Below are 16,961 nucleotides of genomic sequence, written 5' to 3'. Positions count from 1 at the left end.
TTTTATATGCATTTATGAATTTGCTGATTTCACTGTTTGGATGTGCTTTGAACAATATGTGGACATGATCCATGTCGCGGTTCCATTCCAGCAGTGTAATATTATACTTTGGACAAATATATTCAAATATGTTCTTAGCTCTGTCTGAAATTTTTGAATCAAACACTTTTCTCCGGTATTTAGTAACCATAACCAGATGATAGTATAAGTAAAATACTGAATGTGCATTATTGTCTAATCTATCCATATTATAAGTATCCTTTCCTATTACGACTGATTATATTATACCCCTGCAGAAGTGTTCTAAACATTCATAAACCGATATTCATCCCACCGCTTTCACTCTCGTTAAGACGAGAAAGGTAGTTTAGAGGAGGGGGAATTCTCGGTACATGTATTAAAACTCCACCAGTGTTGGCAACCACGCCATCAGCTCCAACTGCTGCAACCCCAAGAGGAATCGAACCAGACATACCACCATGCCATACAACGAAACCAGAATATGCAGAAGCGATTAACAGTCTGTAATCCACACCCTTAACCTGCTTAGCAATTTCCTTTGCAAGAAGCGCCCCAATTACAAGACCAAATCCCCAGTTTATCCAGCAACATACCGCAGATACAAAAGCAGTAATCATTATAGCTCTAGATGGAGTCTTTGCTGTAGAAGCTATACTCTTTAGGCCTCTTTTAAAAATTCCCGCAGAAGCCATAGTATTTCCAAGTACAAGCACCATTGCCATCTGCATAGAAAACGAAAGCAATCCCCAAAATCCGTTAGCCCAGTGAAGCATCATGTCAAGCGGTCCCTGACCAGTCATGCCTATCCCCGCGGCAAAAACGATAAAAGTCAGGATAATTGCAAATAAAAATGGATCTGGCAGGTATTTGTTCATTACACTGACACATCCATTAGTGAATTTTTTAAACATAGTAATCCTCCTTCTCAGTAAAACTGAAATACAAAAAATATTACAATTAAGTAATAGCATAAAATTAAAGTAAAAAAATATAGGTCTCGGGCTCAGAAATTGCCTTAATAAAGTAAAACGATTACCTTATTATCCTGTCTTGATGACCTAATTATAATCCTATTGTTATTTGGTTGTCAATAGTGTAGGTTAACCATTATAGACCACATCAATAAATATCATCACTGAGAAATCAAGTAAAGAATCATTTTTGATTTTAATCCAAATAAGTATTGCCACAAAAAAATAATATAGCACTACATTTGTTGTAATATATACTAATTACATTAAATATTTGTAAAAAAAATATACAAAACTCACCTTTATGATAGAATATAGTTATGAAATCAAAATACAAACAATTCATCTGCATCCAATAAAACAGCGAGGAATATAAAATGAAAAATATTAAAGAAAAACTTTTGAATAAATCCGCAATATTAGGAGTAATCGGTTTAGGCTATGTAGGACTTCCTTTAGCGGTAGAAAAAGCGAAAGCTGGATTTAAGACGATAGGATTTGATATACAAGAATACAAAATCGAAATGGTTAATGCTGGTAAAAATTACATAGGCGATGTAGTTAACGAAGACTTAGACAAAATAGTTAAATCCGGACTGTTGTCAGCGACTACAGACTTTTCACAAGTTGCCTCTGCAGACTGTGTTTGTATTTGTGTACCTACGCCACTTGATGAGTATCAACAACCGGACATAAGTTATGTAAAATCATCCGCTGAAAGTATTGTTCCATACATGCACAAAGATATGTTGATAGTACTTGAATCGACTACATATCCTGGAACTACAGAGGAACTGTTGAAACCTATTCTTGAAAAATCAGGTCTAAAATGTGGAGTGGACTTCCATCTTGCTTTTTCACCTGAGAGAGTAGATCCAGGTAATCTTATATACAAAACAAAAAATACACCTAAAGTAGTTGGGGGCATTACTCCTGAATGTACAGATGTAGCAGCTGCAATGTATGAATCTATATTGGAGGCACCTGTTCACAGAGTATCTTCCCCTGCAGTAGCTGAAATGGAGAAAATTTTAGAGAATACATATAGAAATGTAAACATTGGTCTGGTTAATGAATTGGCTATTCTCAGTAATAAAATGGGTATAAACTTCTGGGAAGTTGTAGATGCAGCAAAATCAAAGCCTTATGGATTCCAGGCATTTTATCCAGGCCCAGGCCTTGGTGGACACTGTATTCCTTTAGATCCTTATTACTTGTCATGGAAGGCCAGAGAATATGGATTTCACACCTCAATGATTGAATCATCAATGATGATAAATGACAAAATGCCAGAATATTGCGCAGAGAGAGCAAGTAAGATTCTTAACAGATTTAAAAAAGCTATGAATGGATCTAAAATATTAATCCTTGGCGTTGCATACAAACAAGACATTGATGATTATAGAGAAAGCCCAGCTATTAAAGTTATTGCAGAACTTAAAAAAGAAAGAGCTCAGGTTGTCTACTATGACCCATTTGTTGCAACATATTGCGAACGTGGAGTGGTTAAAAAAGGTGAACTTGAACTTACTGCAGAACTGATTGAAAGTGCAGATCTTGTTATTGTAACAACATCTCACACAAATGTAGATTATGGTTTTGTTCAAAAACATGCCAAAGCTATTTTTGACACAAAAAACGCCATGAAGCATGTCAAAGTACGTAATAATATTGAGTTGCTATAGGAGAGAACATGAACTTTACTTATTTAGATTATACAAATATGATTAAAAATATTTTAAATGGCGGGTATGATATATGTAACTATGAAAATATAAGAGCGAGTAAAAAAGGTGTTGTTTTAAGGCATGATGTTGATTTTGATTTAAAAAAAGCACTTGAAATGGCCAAATTAGAATATTCTATAGGGGTTTCTTCGACATATTTTGTTTTAATTTCAACTGATTTTTATAATATTTGTTCAAAAAAATCGGTTGCAATATTAAATGAGATTATTGAAATGAATCATGACATAGGATTACATTTTGACGAACAACGTTATGAAATGGAAACAATTATTGGCATGAAAAAAGAAGTTCTTAAAGAAGTATCAATAATTCAAAAAATTATCAATAAACCAATCAAAACTATTTCAATGCACAGGCCCTCCAAACTAACTCTGGAAAGTAATGTTCATTTTGAAGGTTTGATAAATTCATATAGTTCCTATTTTTTTAAAGATATGAAATACATTTCTGATTCAAGAATGCATTGGCGAGAGGATACTGAGGATGTCATTAATTGTAATAATTATAATAAAATTCATATTTTAACACATCCATTTTGGTATTCTAACAAAATTGAGAATACGCGAGAAAAACTCACTAAATTTATTAATGAAGCAAAATTATCAAGATACGAATCAATGAATCTAAACTTTAGAGACTTAGATCAGTACATACACCGGGAGGAGATATATTGATAAAAATATCTGCAATAATAAATTTTTTGACTGAATATGGAGTTTCGTTTGAATACATTGGTGATCAGAACTTGAATATTAATTCCTATTCAACACCAAGTGATATTAAGAGCGATTCTATTATTTGGATAAAAAACAGTGAAAATATAGAAGATACCAATTCAGGGAAATATCAGAATATTTTGTTTGTACTTTCAAACTTGGGAACACATTATGATTTAAAACATAATTATATAGTAGTTGACAATTCTAAAGAAGCATTTTTTTCTATTATTGAGTACTTTTTTAAGAAAAAAAATGTTGTTCCATTTATTGGAGATAGCTCAATTGTAGAGACCGATTCAATAGGAAATGACGTATGTATAGGACATAACTGTTTTATAAGCTCTAACGTCTCAATAGGTGACAATGTTGTTATTAAAAATAATGTTGTGATAGAAGGAGAAGTAACAATAGGAGATAATACAGTTGTTTCTTCAGGCGTTATAATTGGATCTGAAGGTTATGGTTACTTTAAAAATTCAGATGGCAAAAATATAAAAGTTCCGCATTTAGGTGGAGTCATTATTGGCCAAGACGTAGAAATAGGTGCTAACACCTGTATAGACAGAGGAACTTTGGCAAATACTATAATAGGTAATAACGTGAAGATTGATAACTTATGCCACATAGCTCATAATGTGATTCTGAAAGACAATGTAAGCATTGTTGCATTATCAATGATTGCGGGGAGCGTAAGAATCGGAGAAAATGCCTACATAGCTCCTTCCTCTTCAATAATGAATCAAATAACAATAGGGGAAAATAGTGTAGTTGGAATGGGTGCTGTAGTAATTAATGAAGTTGAAGACAACTCAGTAGTCGCAGGAGTCCCGGCGAAAGTGATAAGAAAGATAGGTGATAATTAATATGAGTTTAAAATACGCAATCATTGGCTGTGGAAGAATCTCGCCAAATCACATAGCAGCAGCAATTGAAAATGGGCTTGAAATAGTAGCATTATGTGATATTAAGGAAGTAAAGATGGAAGATACAATTGATAATTTCAAGCTTCCTAAAGATACAAAGAAATTTATAGACTATAAAGAAATGTTAAAATCCATAAAACCAGAACTTGTAGCAATATGTACTGAAAGTGGAAAGCACGGACAAATTGCTTTAGATTGCATTGAAGCAGGTGCCAACCTTATCATAGAAAAGCCGATAGCGCTTTCACTTGAAGAAGCCGATTTGATAATAAAAAAATCAATTGAAAATAATGTAAAAGTGAGTGCCTGCCACCAGAATAGATTTAATAAATCTGTTCAAAAAATTAGAGAGGCAGTTGAAGACAACAGATTTGGAAAACTGATGCATGGCACTGCTCATATAAGATGGAATAGAGGTGAAGACTATTATAAACAAGCACCTTGGAGAGGCACCTGGGAGCAAGACGGTGGAGCTCTTATGAATCAGTGTATCCACAACATAGACCTTCTTAGATGGATGATGGGTGACGAAATTACCGAAGTAGTAGGAATGACTGATAATTTGATTCATGGGTTTATTGATGCTGAAGATTTAGGTATGGCGTTAGTAAAATTTGCGAATGGAAGCTATGGAATGATAGAAGGAACTACCAATATATATCCTAAAAATCTCGAAGAAACACTTTATATTTTTGGCGAAAAAGGAACCGTTAAAGCTGGAGGGAAATCTGTAAATCTAATTGAAGAATGGCAGTTTGCAGATAATCTTGACAGTCCAGAAGAAGTTAAAGCAAAATATCATGAAAACCCACCAACTGTTTACGGTTTTGGGCACAATCCACTTTATGCAGATGTTATTGATGCTATAAAAAACGATAGAGAGCCTTATGTAACAGCAATTGATGGAAGAAATGCACTTGAGCTGGTGCTTGCTATTTATAAATCAGCAGCTGAAGGAAAGATCATCAAACTTCCACTTGATAAATGCAGTACATTAGATTTTAAAGGAAGGTTTCAAAATAAAATATAAAGAAATGGAGATATAGTGATGAATAAAGGTAAGACAATTGACCAAATAGAGGTAGGAAATACAGCTTCTTTTCAAAAAACTATATCGGAAACCGATGTTTATCTTTTTGCGGGAATTACCGGCGACTATAATCCCGCACATTTAAATGATATAGAAGCGAAGAATACCATATTCGGAGAGAGAGTTGCCCATGGATTGCTTAGTGCGGGTTTAATATCTGCTGTTTTGGGAGTTCAACTGCCTGGACCTGGAACGATTTATCTTGGACAAAATTTGAATTTTTTGAAACCTGTGAAGTTCGGGGATACAATTACAGCTATTGTCGAAGTTATTGAGAAGATTGAAAGTAAAAACATAATTAAGCTTAGGACAACGTGTGTAAATCAAAATTACGAAGAGGTAATAATAGGAATAGCGACTGTTATGCCAAGAAAGAAGGTATAGTAAATGAAGATATCTGAATTTAGTAAAACTATATCAAATATAGAAATAATAAATGATGTTGAAATAGATTCGTTAGGTATGGCGACAACAGTATTTAAAAGTGAAGAAGTATTATCATTTTTAGAAGATACAAAATATATCAAAGCTATTATAGATAATGAGAATATTACAGCGATAATAACAACCAGAGAAATCTATGAGAAAATTAGAATTCCCGATTATTTAGGTGTTGTAATTTCATGTAACCCCAAAATTACTTTTTACGAAATTCATAATATCTTATCTGAAAATGATTTTTACTGGAAAAAGTTTGAAAACAAAATAGCGAAGACGGCGGTAATCTCTAATGGATCATTTATTGAAGAGCATAGTGTTGAAATAGGAGAAAACTCGATTATTGAACCTGGGGTTGTTATACATTCGGGTAGTATAATTGGTAATAACGTCACGGTACGATCAGGGAGTAATATAGGAACAGCCGGATTTCAATTTTTGAATACAAATGGAATAGTAATATCTGTTAAAACTGCAGGAAAAACTATCATAAAAGATAATGTTGAAATTCAACATAACTGTTGTGTAGACAGGGGTGTTCTTGGCGGGGATACTTTGTTGAATGAATATGTGAAACTTGATAACTTTGTACATATTGCTCATGACAATGTTATCGGAGCAAGGACGTTTATTACAGCGGGTGCAAAATTAGCAGGAAGAGTAATTGTGGGACGGAACTGTTGGATTGGAGTAAATTCAACCATATCTAATGGTATTAAAATCGGAGATAATTGTAAAATAACGCTAGGATCTGTTGTAACACAAAATATTCCTGATGGTTCAATAGTAAGTGGAAATTTTGCTATTGACCATCAAAAATTTATTAAATTTATTAAATCTATTAGGTGAGAACTATATTTGTAAGGAGTGTTTATCGTGGAATTTAGAGACTTGAAATCGCAATACAATAAATACAAAATAGAGATCGACTCGGCAATCCAAGAAGTTATAAACAATGCCAACTTTATTGGTGGAAAAGAAGTAAATACTCTTGAGCGGAGATTAGCTGAATATGTAGATGTAAAACACTGTATAACATGTGCAAACGGAACTGAGGCTATGACTCTTCTCATGATGGCCTGGGATATAAAAGAAGGTGATGCTGTTTTTGTTCCTGATTTTACGTTCTTTTCAACAGGAGAAATTGTATCGTTCAGAGGAGCTACACCAATATTTGTAGATGTTGACAAAGATACATTCAATATCGATACTGTAAAACTTGAAAAATCGATAAACAAGGTGATCAATGAGGGCAAGCTAACTCCTAAAGTCATTATTCCTGTAGATTTATTCGGCCTGCCTGCTGATCATATACAAGTTGAGAAAATAGCAAATAAATATAACTTAAAAGTGCTTGAAGACGCAGCTCAAGGATTCGGCGGGAGCATAAATGGACGTAAAGCATGCAGTTTTGGAAACGCCGCAACTACATCCTTTTTCCCCGCAAAACCGTTGGGTTGTTATGGAGATGGCGGAGCAATCTTCACAGATAATGACGAGCTGGCAAATCTCCTGAACTCGCTTAAGGTTCATGGAAAAGGCGAGAACAAATACGACAATGTAAGAATTGGGGTTAATTCAAGACTCGATACAATTCAGGCAACAATTCTGAATGTAAAACTGACAGCCTTTATTGAACATGAGCTTGATGATGTAAACAGAATTTGCATACTTTATACAAAAAACCTTAAAGGCATCGTAGAGACGCCTGTTATTCCAGAAGGATACGTATCCAGCTTTGCACAGTATACTATTAAGCTAAAGAGCAAAGAAGGGAGAGATGCTTTACAAGCCAAGCTAAAAGAAAACGGCATCCCAAGTATGGTCTATTATGTGAAACCAATGCATGAACAAGGGGCATTTGCTGAATATAATCATGACGATAGTGATTTTGAAGTCACCAATGAGCTTTGCGATACGGCACTATCATTGCCAATGCATCCGTATATGAATAGTAGAGACGTCAATTTTATTTGCAAAATTGTTTTGAAATCTAATTATTAAGATAAGCTTTATGTTTTTCAAGTATTTCTTTTGGGGCTGTCGAGAAACAGCCCCAGATTTGGTTATTCACATTTTTTTGCTTTATTCCATTCAATTTTAAGATATATTCTTATAATATCCCGTAAATTTGATACATCATTCTTTATACTTTTTGAAATCGCTACAACGTTATTGATTCTTTCATCAATTTCATTAAGTGAGTCTTCACATGCTTCATCCAAAATAGGAATATGGTGCATACCTACATTACCACACTCGTCCTCATATTCTTCCACCTCCAAATCCAACACATGATTCTGCATTTCATCAAATCTTCTATTTCTAATATCCTCTAATTTATTAAATTCATCCAATTTAACACTCTCATAATACCTATAAATTTTATTAGAAAGAATAGATAAAAACTCTACAATAGAATTATTTTTATTAATATTGTTTTTATGAAAATGCAAATCAACAGGTTGATCCATACCATTCTGTTCTTCATGTCCAAAGTATAAGATAAGCAATTCTGTTTTTTCCTGTGCTTTAATAACATATTCAAGTAAATGTTCCTTGTCAACAGTGTTAATAACCTTAAAATATAAAGCTAACAATTCCGCTGTGGTGTTGCGGACTTTTTGTATCCATTCAATACGTGCCTTTGCAATTAGATTTGCCTCAATATTTTTTTGATTCAATTTTTCCTGTGATTTTTCATTAGATTCGCTTATTTTCTTCGTTGTAAGATTCGTCACAGTAGTCGATATAATAACCCCCAATAATGATATTATTGATACAAAAACAGCTATAATATCACCTGTGCTAAATATACTAGCATATTGTGTTATAATTTCTACTGTACCGTCAATAGTCATAAATTTCTATCCCATCCATTATAATTATATACTTATCTTCCTGCAGTAGAATTCCATTCTTCCCATACCCTCATTAGATCCGCTAATTTCTACCACCTCAAAGCCTGCATCATTAAGGTATTTCAACATAACATCTCTTGTAAAATATGACAAGTGCGTTACAACATTCCAAAATACATTATTTTCTTTAGTCTTTTTACCATATAATGTGTCTTGTATTGGGGTTGCCACTACGAGTAATCCGTCATCTTTTATCAATTTGTTTATCTGTTTGAGATCTTTTAATGGATGGTGTAAATGTTCAATAACTTCAAAAAGGGTAACTACGTCATATTTTCTATCTTCTCTAAAATTATAGAAGTTTTCCTGTTTCAAATCTAGATTAAACTTTTCCTTTGCATAAGAACAGTCTTCTGGAGTGAATTCAAGTCCATCCGCATTCCAGCCTCGATCTAATGCAGTTCCAGTAAACACTCCAATACCAGTACCAATATCCAAAATCGATTTAGCTCCGCCTGTATATCTCTCTATTTTTTCCAATCTCTTATTTGCCATACTAACGAGAAATTCAAATCTGTCATCTATATTCCCGTATATTCCACCGAATTTTTCTTTCGCAATCAGTGAATAATATTTATTTAGATTTGCTTCTGAAGGTAGCGGATTTGCATAAATCAAACCACAATTTTCACAGCTTACCCATCTTCTTATTGGGTTTACAAGCTCTTTGTTATCCTCAGATATTGACTGATTAGAAACGTTTACAACTTTAAATCCTTGTTTCCCGCAACCGATGCAATCTGTACTTTCTTCACTGTACTCATGCTGATATAGCGATTTTCTAAATCTTAAGTCAGCAAGAGTAGAATCTAACTCCAGTGCCTTTTTGTGGTATTTAATTGCACTATCAAAATCCCCAATGGCATTGGCAGCCACTCCAAAGAAATAATATATTACTCCTGTATTGTTTTCGACTTTTGTAATCCAGTAACTACATATAGAAATAACTTCTTCATAATGCCTTTCGCTTATCTTTTCTTGTATTTTCTTTACTATTTCATTGTATTCTTTATTTCCAAAAAGCTCTAATATCTGATTATCTACTGGCTTGTTAATAAATTTATTAACGCTGAAATATTGTTCTTCTTTTATGCCCTCTATATTAAGACTTTTCATCTTTGAATCAATGTCCAGTTTCTGATCATTACTAATCGCATTATACTTAGCTAAACTGTAGTATTTTAATGCTTTTTCCATATTTCCCGAAAATTCATGCAGATAAGCGAAATTATACAGCAAGTCGAAATCTTTCCCATCTATTTCAAGTCCGTATGACAGGGCATTATCCGCTTCATCCAGTTTTCCTTCCATCATGGCTATTACTCCCATCATGGAATAAATCTCAAAATCATTTTCAGATATCTTTTTATAGCTCTCCAATATAATTTTTGCGTCTTCGAATGAGCCGATTTCTATCAGTTTTTTTATGTTATCTTTTAATTCCCTTGAAATATTTTTATCCACAATACTACTCCAATCTATTAATGAGCTTTTTTATTTATTTTCGCTTCTTCAAGCTTTATAAGAGATATATGAGATTTAAACAGCAGAATTTCTTCGTCGCTGCTTATTATCTGCTCATACTGCCTTATTACTTCTTCGGCCTGCTCAAGCATCCCGCCTGCTATAAGAATTTTTATGTTCTCTTTAAACTGCTTTTTGAGAATTTCCATCTCTTCGTTGACAGGTGGGTTTAGCTGCTGCTCCACCTCATCTTTTAGAACCTCAATAGCTTTTTTGAAGGGGAATACATGTATTGCTTTTTTTAGGTATCTTATATATTGTGCGGGGTCACTGTTCTTCTTAAGTCTTCCCTTATAGAGGTATAGCAAAAACTCCTCATCATCTTCCTTTATCTCGCTCACTATTTCATTTTCTATGATATCTGGATGATAAATGCCGGTTATATGATAAGCTCCGTCTTCGATGTATCTTTCAAGCATATATCTAAACTCCTCGCCTTCAAGTTTTTCAAGCACTAATGCATATTTTTCTATCTCCCTATTTATTCTTGCATCACTTAGATTCCTAGTCGGATTGTTCTTGATGTATTTAAGTGCGGCATCATGATAATTTGGATATGCCTTTATGAAATAATCGAGATACAATCTAATTCCAGACAGTCTTAAACTACTTAAAACATCTGAAAGTGCGTAGCTTTTTTTTAATAAATAGTACAGTATTTTCCCATAGAAAAGAGGGAGTTTTGAAAAATCAAGAATAGCAATTTTTTCCAAAAGCTCAGGATTTACTTTGCCTGAATCATTTCGTTCTTGAAGACCTACTAGATTAATTACTGCATAGTTTGTCGAAACATCTGAAAACACTTCTTCTATTTCATGTTTTTGATTTTCATCAATCTCAGTTTTTATATTTTCTATATGCATCTCAATCAATTCTATGTTCTTGGCATCACCTTCTATTACAATAGATTCATACCATTTTTTAAGATTTTGATAATCTGAAAGTTTTGTGCATATATTTACAACGTTACTCAATAATTTGTTTTTATAATTTTCGCTGATTATTTTTTCTGCATACTCTAGAGCTATTTTATATTCTTCCAGTTTTTCATATGTTATCACCAAATCATAATAAGCTTCTTCCAGTTTACCTAGCGTGTAACTAATTATAGTAGCATCTTTTTTACCCTCTGAATTGTCATAATCTGCAAGTACATCAATATATAACTCATATTGTTCTGCTGCCTCTTTTAGCTTCCCTCTGATCAACTTTGCTTTTCCTGCAAAGAAATGCAAATCTACATAACCACTAGCTATCTGTAAGACTTCGTCACATATTATCTCTGCTTTTTCAAACTCTTTGTTGTTTAAATATGCCGCTATCAACTCCTTATATACATATATATAGGATTTAGGATTTTTCTTTTTATCTTTAAGTAGATTGTATGCCTTTTCTGCGGGTTCGATTGCAAGGTTATCATCATTGTGCATTCTGTATGTTACCGAAAGTTGATACCAGTAATATATATTTTCCGGATCTTTTTCCAACTCTTGTTTAAGTATATTGCTTGTCCTTTGAAACTTTTTCTCCATGAGGTCTTTATCCGTAGACATATATCCATAGTGCACTATAATTGAATTTATTTCATAATATGGCAATTTCATATTGGGCTGATTGTGTATTGCACCTGTGAATCTAAAATCAGACATATTCCTAAAAAGCTTTGGTGCCGTAAAAACCGCGGTATCGCTAAGATCATTTTCATTAATTATATTTTTTGCTGATATAAATCCCGTATTATATTTTTTCGCCTTTTTAGACATCAGAAACTCTATTATTGGTTGTGGATTTTCCAAAACCTCATCTCCATCTATTATCAGCAACCATTCTCCCTTAGCGTAATCGAGCGTAATATTTCTCATCTCAGAAAAATCGTTGTTCCACTGGTGAAAAAATACCTTGTCGGTAAATCTTTTTGCAATCTCCACCGTATTGTCCTCTGATCCAGTGTCTACTATTATTAGCTCTGTATCGATTGCATCTCTTATCGGCTGGAGTGACATAAGCACCTGTTCTAGGTATTTGGACTCATTTTTTACCATCATAGGTATACTTAATTTCATCAATTTTTCTCCTTTAATGTATTCATATCAACAAAAGGTGAGCATAAGCTCACCTTTTGTTGATATGAATTTAATGATTTTAATGATTATCTTAATAACTGAAGAACTCCTTGTGGCTGTTGATTTGCCTGAGCAAGCATAGATTGTGCCGCTTGAGAAAGTATGTTATTTTTAGTAAATGTCATCATCTCTTTTGCCATATCAACATCACGAATACGAGATTCTGCAGCAGTTATATTCTCAGTTGTAACACCAAGGTTGTTAACTGTATGCTCTAGTCTGTTTTGAACAGCTCCAAGATTTGCTCTGTTTGTAGACACAGTATTTATTGCATTTTTTATTACTCCAATTGCCTCTGCTGCTCCGGCTTGAGTACTTAGATCCACATTTGAAATTCCCAGTCCTTCTGCTCCCATATCTGAAATACCAACAGATACTTTTTGGAAGTCATCAGCAGTATCCCCAACCTGAAGATCAAGTGAGTCATCCTTAGCAGTAACATTTCCAATATCAGCAGCAGCAACACTAGCAGCAGTGAAAGTTATATCACTACCTATTTTTACAGATATATCACTCTTATTGTCAGGTGCAGTGCCTGTTGCAGCACCTACAGCCGTCTTGATTTGTTCCTGAGTAATTTTACTAGCCGCTCCAGTCGCCGCCCCAGCAGCAGAATTGATAGTTATTGTAAGATTGCCACCAGCCCACGCTGCCGTAACTTTTGAATCTGCACCAGTACCAGCAACAGCTGCAAAAGTTACCTTAGCGCCGTCAGCCATTCCGCTTACTTGTGCACTAAATCCGTTTGTTTTTGCTGTACCAGATGCAGCTGCAGTAAGTTTAACGTCTGCAGCAATCGAACCGTCAATCAAGTTTATTCCGTTAAAATTAGTTCCTTTTGATATACGATCAATCTCTGAGCTCAGTGATTTAAACTCGCTTTGTATCGCGTCACGATCTACTTCATTTTGCATTGTTCCATTGGCAGATTTTGTAGCAAGCTCTGTCATACGGTTAAGCATTGAGTGAACTTCTGTAAGTGCTCCCTCTGCTGTTTGCACAAGTGATATACCATCGTTAGCGTTTGCCTGAGCTGTTTCAAGACCCTTAATCTGTGATCTCATTTTTTCTGAGATTGCAAGACCTGCCGCATCATCTCCAGCACGGTTTATTTTGAAACCTGATGATAGTTTTTCCAGTGATTTTGATGTTGCATTATTATTGTTTCCTAATGCTCTATGAGCGTTCATTGCCATGATGTTGTTTTGAATACGCATAATATTTTCCTCCTTGAATGTCCTTAAGGGATTTCCTTATCCCCACGGATTAAATGAAATTGTTTATGACCTAAATCAAAGTTAATGATTTTGACCTTCTAATGATATATCGGTCCAAATTTTGTATACTTAATACTTTTTTGAAAAATTAAAAATATATTTTTTTATTCCATACCTATTTTCTTTTTTAATTCCTCAAGCTCTTCGTCGTATGGGGTTACCGACTGAAGCTGCTCTATTATTGCTGCGGCTTCGTGGTTGTTTCCTATAATTGCAAGTTCGTATATCCTCGCTTTAATCGACTTCGCAAGTTCTCTAAATTCATTTATACGTGCTTCTTCTGAATTCTTTTCTTGTTTTTCCGGGGTTTCCAATTGCAAAACTTACCCTCCTCTGTTTATTATCTTTCATTACATATAATATCTATTCTTTCAATATATTATCGTCACAAATCGAACAAATGATAATAACAAATCTTAACAATTTCATTTTATTGTCGATATTATGTATATAAAGGTAAATAAATATCGTTAACATATATTACGGCTTAATAATTGAGGAGGATCTTATGGCTACTATAAACAGTCTTACCAGCGGTAGCAGTTCATCTTACGGTGTGACATCTAAAGCAATAGGAGGACTTGCCACTGGGCTTGATACGGATGAAATCATAAAAGGAATGACCATTGGTACAAGGTCAAAAATCGCGAAACAGCTTCAGAGCAAACAACTCTTTACCTGGAAATCGGATGCAATGAGGTCTATCAGCACGAAACTTATTAATTTTTCGCAAAAATATACTTCATATACTTCAAGCACAAATCTAACGAGCAGAAGTTTTTATATGAAGAGTGACATAACTACTGGAGGAACTAATGCCAGCAAAGTTACTGTATCAGGAAGCTCAGAAATAACTGACGGAATATCCATACTTTCTGGAACAAAATCAGTTGCAGGTTCTGTGAGTGCTGACGCTGTTAGTGCTAAAACACTTACGGGAGATGATATTGATATATTAAAAATTGCTGATATCGCTGAAAAACAGATTGGTTTTAGCTACAATGGCGATGCAAAAGCAATAACATTTACTGCCGACGAACTTTCTGGGGTTAATAGCGAAGCACAAATGGCAGCACTTATGCAGACCAAACTCGATAGCGCATTTGGAACAGGGAAAATAAAAGTTGATACTTCTGCTGATGGTAAAAAACTTCAGATTACTACATCTGAAAAACCTTCAGGACCTCTCGGAATACTCAAAGTTACGGGCGCAGATTCAGATGTAAGTTCGATTTTGGGAATTTCTGCGGGGGATTCCAACCGACTTAATCTTGGAATGAAGGCATCTGAGCTTTTTGGTGATCCTGGTGCTACCCCAGAGTTGTCAATTGGAGGCAAAACAATTGCACTTACCGCTGATTCTACAGTTGCTGACATAATAAGTGCAGTGAATCGTTCGGATGCTGGGGTAAAGATGACCTATGTAGAGAGCCTTGACCGTTTTGAGTTTACCTCTACTGATGGTGGCGGTCAAAAAATTATTACAGGTAATGATGTTGCAACTCGGCTTTTTGGTGGTGACAAGACTATGTCAGCTTCTACAGAAGCTTCTATAACTGTAAATTATAAAGGCACTGAAATGAAACTAAACAGCTCTACTGACTCATTCTCACTTGACGGACTGACAATAAAATTAAATGAAAGCTTTGCCGCTGGAAACCCAGTTACTCTAAGTTCTAAAACTGATACTGAAAAGGTGTTTTCAGGAATAAAAGATATGATAAAAGACTATAATGACATCGTCGATATGACAAATAAAGAATATTCTACAAAGAATAATCGTAACTATCCGCCACTTACTGATGAGCAAAGAGAAGATATGTCAGAATCCGAAATCAAGGCATGGGATGAAAAAGCGAAGGTGGGTATGCTTTTTGGGGATAGTGATTTGTCTGCACTGAGCAATGACCTTAGAAGTGTAATTCTTGCAAGTGGTGAATCTCTTATTGCATTTGAAGCCATTGGTATAACTTCATCAAGCAGCTGGAAAGACAACGGAAAACTTATAATAGATGAAGATAAGCTTAAAGCTGCTATTGACAAAGACCCTGCGAACGTACAAAAGCTATTCGCAGGAGAAGTTGATGCAGCCGGAAAGAAAATAAGTGACGGTGCCGCTGACAGGATAAAAAAAGTTATGGACACGTATGCAAAAACAGAAGGATCTCCAAAAGGAATCCTTATAGAAAAAGCCGGAAATTCTCTATCTCCACTTTCTACTACAAACAATGCCTATAATACTCAGGTAAAAGATATTGATACCTTTGTAGCAAAGCTTAAAGAAAGACTTGCTACTGAGCAGACAAGATATCAGAGGCAGTTTACAAATCTTGAAACAGTAATATCCAATCTGAACTCACAGAGCGGCTGGTTGGCACAGCAGTTTGGCTAATATTCAAGGAGAGGATCTAACTTATGTCTGATAATAATGTACAAGATATCATGGTACTTTTAAAAAAGAAGCAAAACCACATCGAGCAGATATATAGCTATACAGTGGATATGGAAAAATCCGCATCACAAAATGACACAGACACTATCAGTCTTCTTCTCGGTATGAGGTACAGCCTAATGACTGAAGTTGAAGGTATTAATGAGAAGATAGAAAGTATTACGCAGGCTCTTTTGCCTCTGGAAAGAATGCGAGTAAAGGCTCAGATGTCTCAAAATCACATAAGCTCTGAAACGTCTTTCGAAGAATCTAAGATATATGAGATATACAACTCCACAAGAGACCTTCTTGAAAAAATTATCGAATCTGACAGAAAACTTAACCTAAAAATTCAGGTTCTTTCAAAACTTTCAGCGATAGAATCTGTTTAGGAATACAAAAAAGGGGCTGTCGGAGAATGACGTCTTTTGACCCCTAAACTTTAATAATTAAAAATCCTAGATTATTCAACATCTACAAAAATGTAGAGCACTGAATAATTTGGGATTTTTTTGTTTAATTTAATATTTATTGTATGACAAAAAAAGCCATTTGATATTTTCTCATGACTTATAAAAATCCGATATGATTAGGCTGTTTTTGCTTCGTAGGTTTTGATTTTTTCCTTCGCGAAGCGATAATATTTATTTAAATTTCTTCCTACAGCGTATAAAAGAAATTCTTTGTATACTTTTTCAGATGTACGATGGTTAAATCTTCTGAAATTATCATTTTCTTTTATGTCTCCAAAATGACCTTCGGTCTGGATAGAACG

General features: G+C 34.4%; 17 protein-coding genes. 9 read left to right on the top strand and 8 right to left on the bottom strand.

The features are described from left to right. Positions 1-247, bottom strand: a 247-nt coding sequence (gene tnpA, locus G558_RS0110580) for an IS200/IS605 family transposase (RefSeq protein WP_028830142.1), incomplete at its 3' end; no start/stop codon positions are given. A gap of 64 nt (positions 248-311) precedes the next feature. After that, on the bottom strand, positions 312-932 hold the full coding sequence (locus tag G558_RS0110575; protein ID WP_028830141.1) for a TIGR00366 family protein: 621 nt from the start codon (positions 930-932) through the stop codon (positions 312-314). Positions 933-1,369: 437 nt separating this feature from the next. Here G558_RS0110575 and G558_RS0110570 point away from each other — a divergent pair, with 437 nt between their 5' ends. Genes G558_RS0110570 through G558_RS0110540 form a run of 7 tightly spaced genes read left to right on the top strand, consistent with a single transcriptional unit; the run spans position 1,370 to position 7,914 of the window. Further along, positions 1,370-2,677, top strand: coding sequence for a nucleotide sugar dehydrogenase (locus G558_RS0110570; protein WP_028830140.1), 1,308 nt, complete (start codon positions 1,370-1,372; stop codon positions 2,675-2,677). A gap of 8 nt (positions 2,678-2,685) precedes the next feature. After that, positions 2,686-3,414, top strand: a complete 729-nt coding sequence (locus G558_RS0110565; RefSeq protein ID WP_028830139.1) for a polysaccharide deacetylase family protein — start codon at positions 2,686-2,688, stop codon at positions 3,412-3,414. Beyond that, positions 3,411-4,322, top strand: a complete 912-nt coding sequence (locus tag G558_RS13505) for a UDP-3-O-(3-hydroxymyristoyl)glucosamine N-acyltransferase (RefSeq protein WP_051188651.1) — start codon at positions 3,411-3,413, stop codon at positions 4,320-4,322. The genes G558_RS0110565 and G558_RS13505 overlap by 4 nt, the downstream gene beginning before the upstream one ends. Before the next feature lies 1 nt (position 4,323). Further along, entirely contained in the window at positions 4,324-5,412 is a 1,089-nt protein-coding gene (locus G558_RS0110555; RefSeq protein WP_028830138.1) for a Gfo/Idh/MocA family protein, read from the top strand. An 18-nt stretch (positions 5,413-5,430) separates the two neighbouring features. Beyond that, the gene (locus G558_RS0110550) at positions 5,431-5,856 is read left to right on the top strand and encodes a MaoC family dehydratase (RefSeq protein ID WP_028830137.1); all 426 of its coding nucleotides are present in this window, start codon (positions 5,431-5,433) and stop codon (positions 5,854-5,856) included. 3 nt (positions 5,857-5,859) lie between these two features. Next, positions 5,860-6,759: a UDP-3-O-(3-hydroxymyristoyl)glucosamine N-acyltransferase gene (locus G558_RS0110545; RefSeq protein ID WP_028830136.1), complete on the top strand. Its 900-nt coding sequence runs from the start codon at positions 5,860-5,862 to the stop codon at positions 6,757-6,759. 27 nt (positions 6,760-6,786) lie between these two features. Beyond that, complete coding sequence (locus tag G558_RS0110540; RefSeq protein WP_028830135.1) at positions 6,787-7,914, top strand: DegT/DnrJ/EryC1/StrS family aminotransferase; 1,128 nt, start codon at positions 6,787-6,789, stop codon at positions 7,912-7,914. 62 nt (positions 7,915-7,976) lie between these two features. Here G558_RS0110540 and G558_RS0110535 read toward each other — a convergent pair whose 3' ends face one another. The 5 genes from G558_RS0110535 to G558_RS0110515 all read right to left on the bottom strand — a co-directional run bounded on the left by G558_RS0110535 (position 7,977) and on the right by G558_RS0110515 (position 14,075). After that, positions 7,977-8,771, bottom strand: a complete 795-nt coding sequence (locus G558_RS0110535) for a hypothetical protein (RefSeq protein ID WP_028830134.1) — start codon at positions 8,769-8,771, stop codon at positions 7,977-7,979. A 24-nt stretch (positions 8,772-8,795) separates the two neighbouring features. Then, positions 8,796-10,295 (bottom strand): methyltransferase domain-containing protein, encoded by a 1,500-nt coding sequence (locus G558_RS0110530; RefSeq protein ID WP_028830133.1) that lies wholly within the window; start codon positions 10,293-10,295, stop codon positions 8,796-8,798. Between the two features lie 17 nt (positions 10,296-10,312). Beyond that, positions 10,313-12,418 (bottom strand): glycosyltransferase, encoded by a 2,106-nt coding sequence (locus G558_RS13085; protein ID WP_051188650.1) that lies wholly within the window; start codon positions 12,416-12,418, stop codon positions 10,313-10,315. Between the two features lie 86 nt (positions 12,419-12,504). Next, positions 12,505-13,695 carry a flagellin N-terminal helical domain-containing protein gene (locus G558_RS0110520; protein WP_028830132.1) on the bottom strand — a complete coding sequence of 397 codons (1,191 nt, stop codon included), beginning with the start codon at positions 13,693-13,695 and terminating at the stop codon, positions 12,505-12,507. Positions 13,696-13,859: 164 nt separating this feature from the next. Then, complete coding sequence (locus G558_RS0110515) at positions 13,860-14,075, bottom strand: hypothetical protein (RefSeq protein ID WP_028830131.1); 216 nt, start codon at positions 14,073-14,075, stop codon at positions 13,860-13,862. 188 nt (positions 14,076-14,263) lie between these two features. Between G558_RS0110515 and fliD the strand changes: the two genes are divergently transcribed. After that, the gene (gene fliD / locus G558_RS0110510) at positions 14,264-16,147 is read left to right on the top strand and encodes a flagellar filament capping protein FliD (protein ID WP_028830130.1); all 1,884 of its coding nucleotides are present in this window, start codon (positions 14,264-14,266) and stop codon (positions 16,145-16,147) included. Between the two features lie 23 nt (positions 16,148-16,170). Further along, a complete protein-coding gene (locus tag G558_RS0110505) occupies positions 16,171-16,578 on the top strand; it encodes a hypothetical protein (RefSeq protein ID WP_028830129.1) in 408 nt (135 codons plus the stop codon). Positions 16,579-16,775: 197 nt separating this feature from the next. On the opposite strand, the gene G558_RS13080 is transcribed toward G558_RS0110505, so the two are convergent. Beyond that, on the bottom strand, positions 16,776-16,961 hold a 186-nt coding region (locus G558_RS13080; RefSeq protein WP_036931919.1), incomplete at its 5' end, for a transposase.

Source organism: Proteocatella sphenisci DSM 23131 (assembly GCF_000423525.1).
GTDB classification, from domain to species: domain Bacteria; phylum Bacillota; class Clostridia; order Peptostreptococcales; family Filifactoraceae; genus Proteocatella; species Proteocatella sphenisci.
Note: the sequence above shows the minus strand (reverse complement) of the source record. Positions and strands in the feature narration are given on the sequence as shown.

Excerpts from the sequence above, each read along its gene's own strand:
- G558_RS0110575 (WP_028830141.1), bottom strand. The coding sequence starts at position 932 with ATGTTTAAAAAATTCACTAATGGATGTGTCAGTGTAATGAACAAATAC.
- G558_RS0110570 (WP_028830140.1), top strand. The coding sequence starts at position 1,370 with ATGAAAAATATTAAAGAAAAACTTTTGAATAAATCCGCAATATTAGGA.
- G558_RS0110565 (WP_028830139.1), top strand. The coding sequence starts at position 2,686 with ATGAACTTTACTTATTTAGATTATACAAATATGATTAAAAATATTTTA.
- G558_RS0110555 (WP_028830138.1), top strand. The coding sequence starts at position 4,324 with ATGAGTTTAAAATACGCAATCATTGGCTGTGGAAGAATCTCGCCAAAT.
- G558_RS0110550 (WP_028830137.1), top strand. The coding sequence starts at position 5,431 with ATGAATAAAGGTAAGACAATTGACCAAATAGAGGTAGGAAATACAGCT.
- G558_RS0110545 (WP_028830136.1), top strand. The coding sequence starts at position 5,860 with ATGAAGATATCTGAATTTAGTAAAACTATATCAAATATAGAAATAATA.
- G558_RS0110535 (WP_028830134.1), bottom strand. The coding sequence starts at position 8,771 with ATGACTATTGACGGTACAGTAGAAATTATAACACAATATGCTAGTATA.
- G558_RS13085 (WP_051188650.1), bottom strand. The coding sequence starts at position 12,418 with ATGAAATTAAGTATACCTATGATGGTAAAAAATGAGTCCAAATACCTA.
- G558_RS0110520 (WP_028830132.1), bottom strand. The coding sequence starts at position 13,695 with ATGCGTATTCAAAACAACATCATGGCAATGAACGCTCATAGAGCATTA.
- fliD (WP_028830130.1), top strand. The coding sequence starts at position 14,264 with ATGGCTACTATAAACAGTCTTACCAGCGGTAGCAGTTCATCTTACGGT.
- G558_RS0110505 (WP_028830129.1), top strand. The coding sequence starts at position 16,171 with ATGTCTGATAATAATGTACAAGATATCATGGTACTTTTAAAAAAGAAG.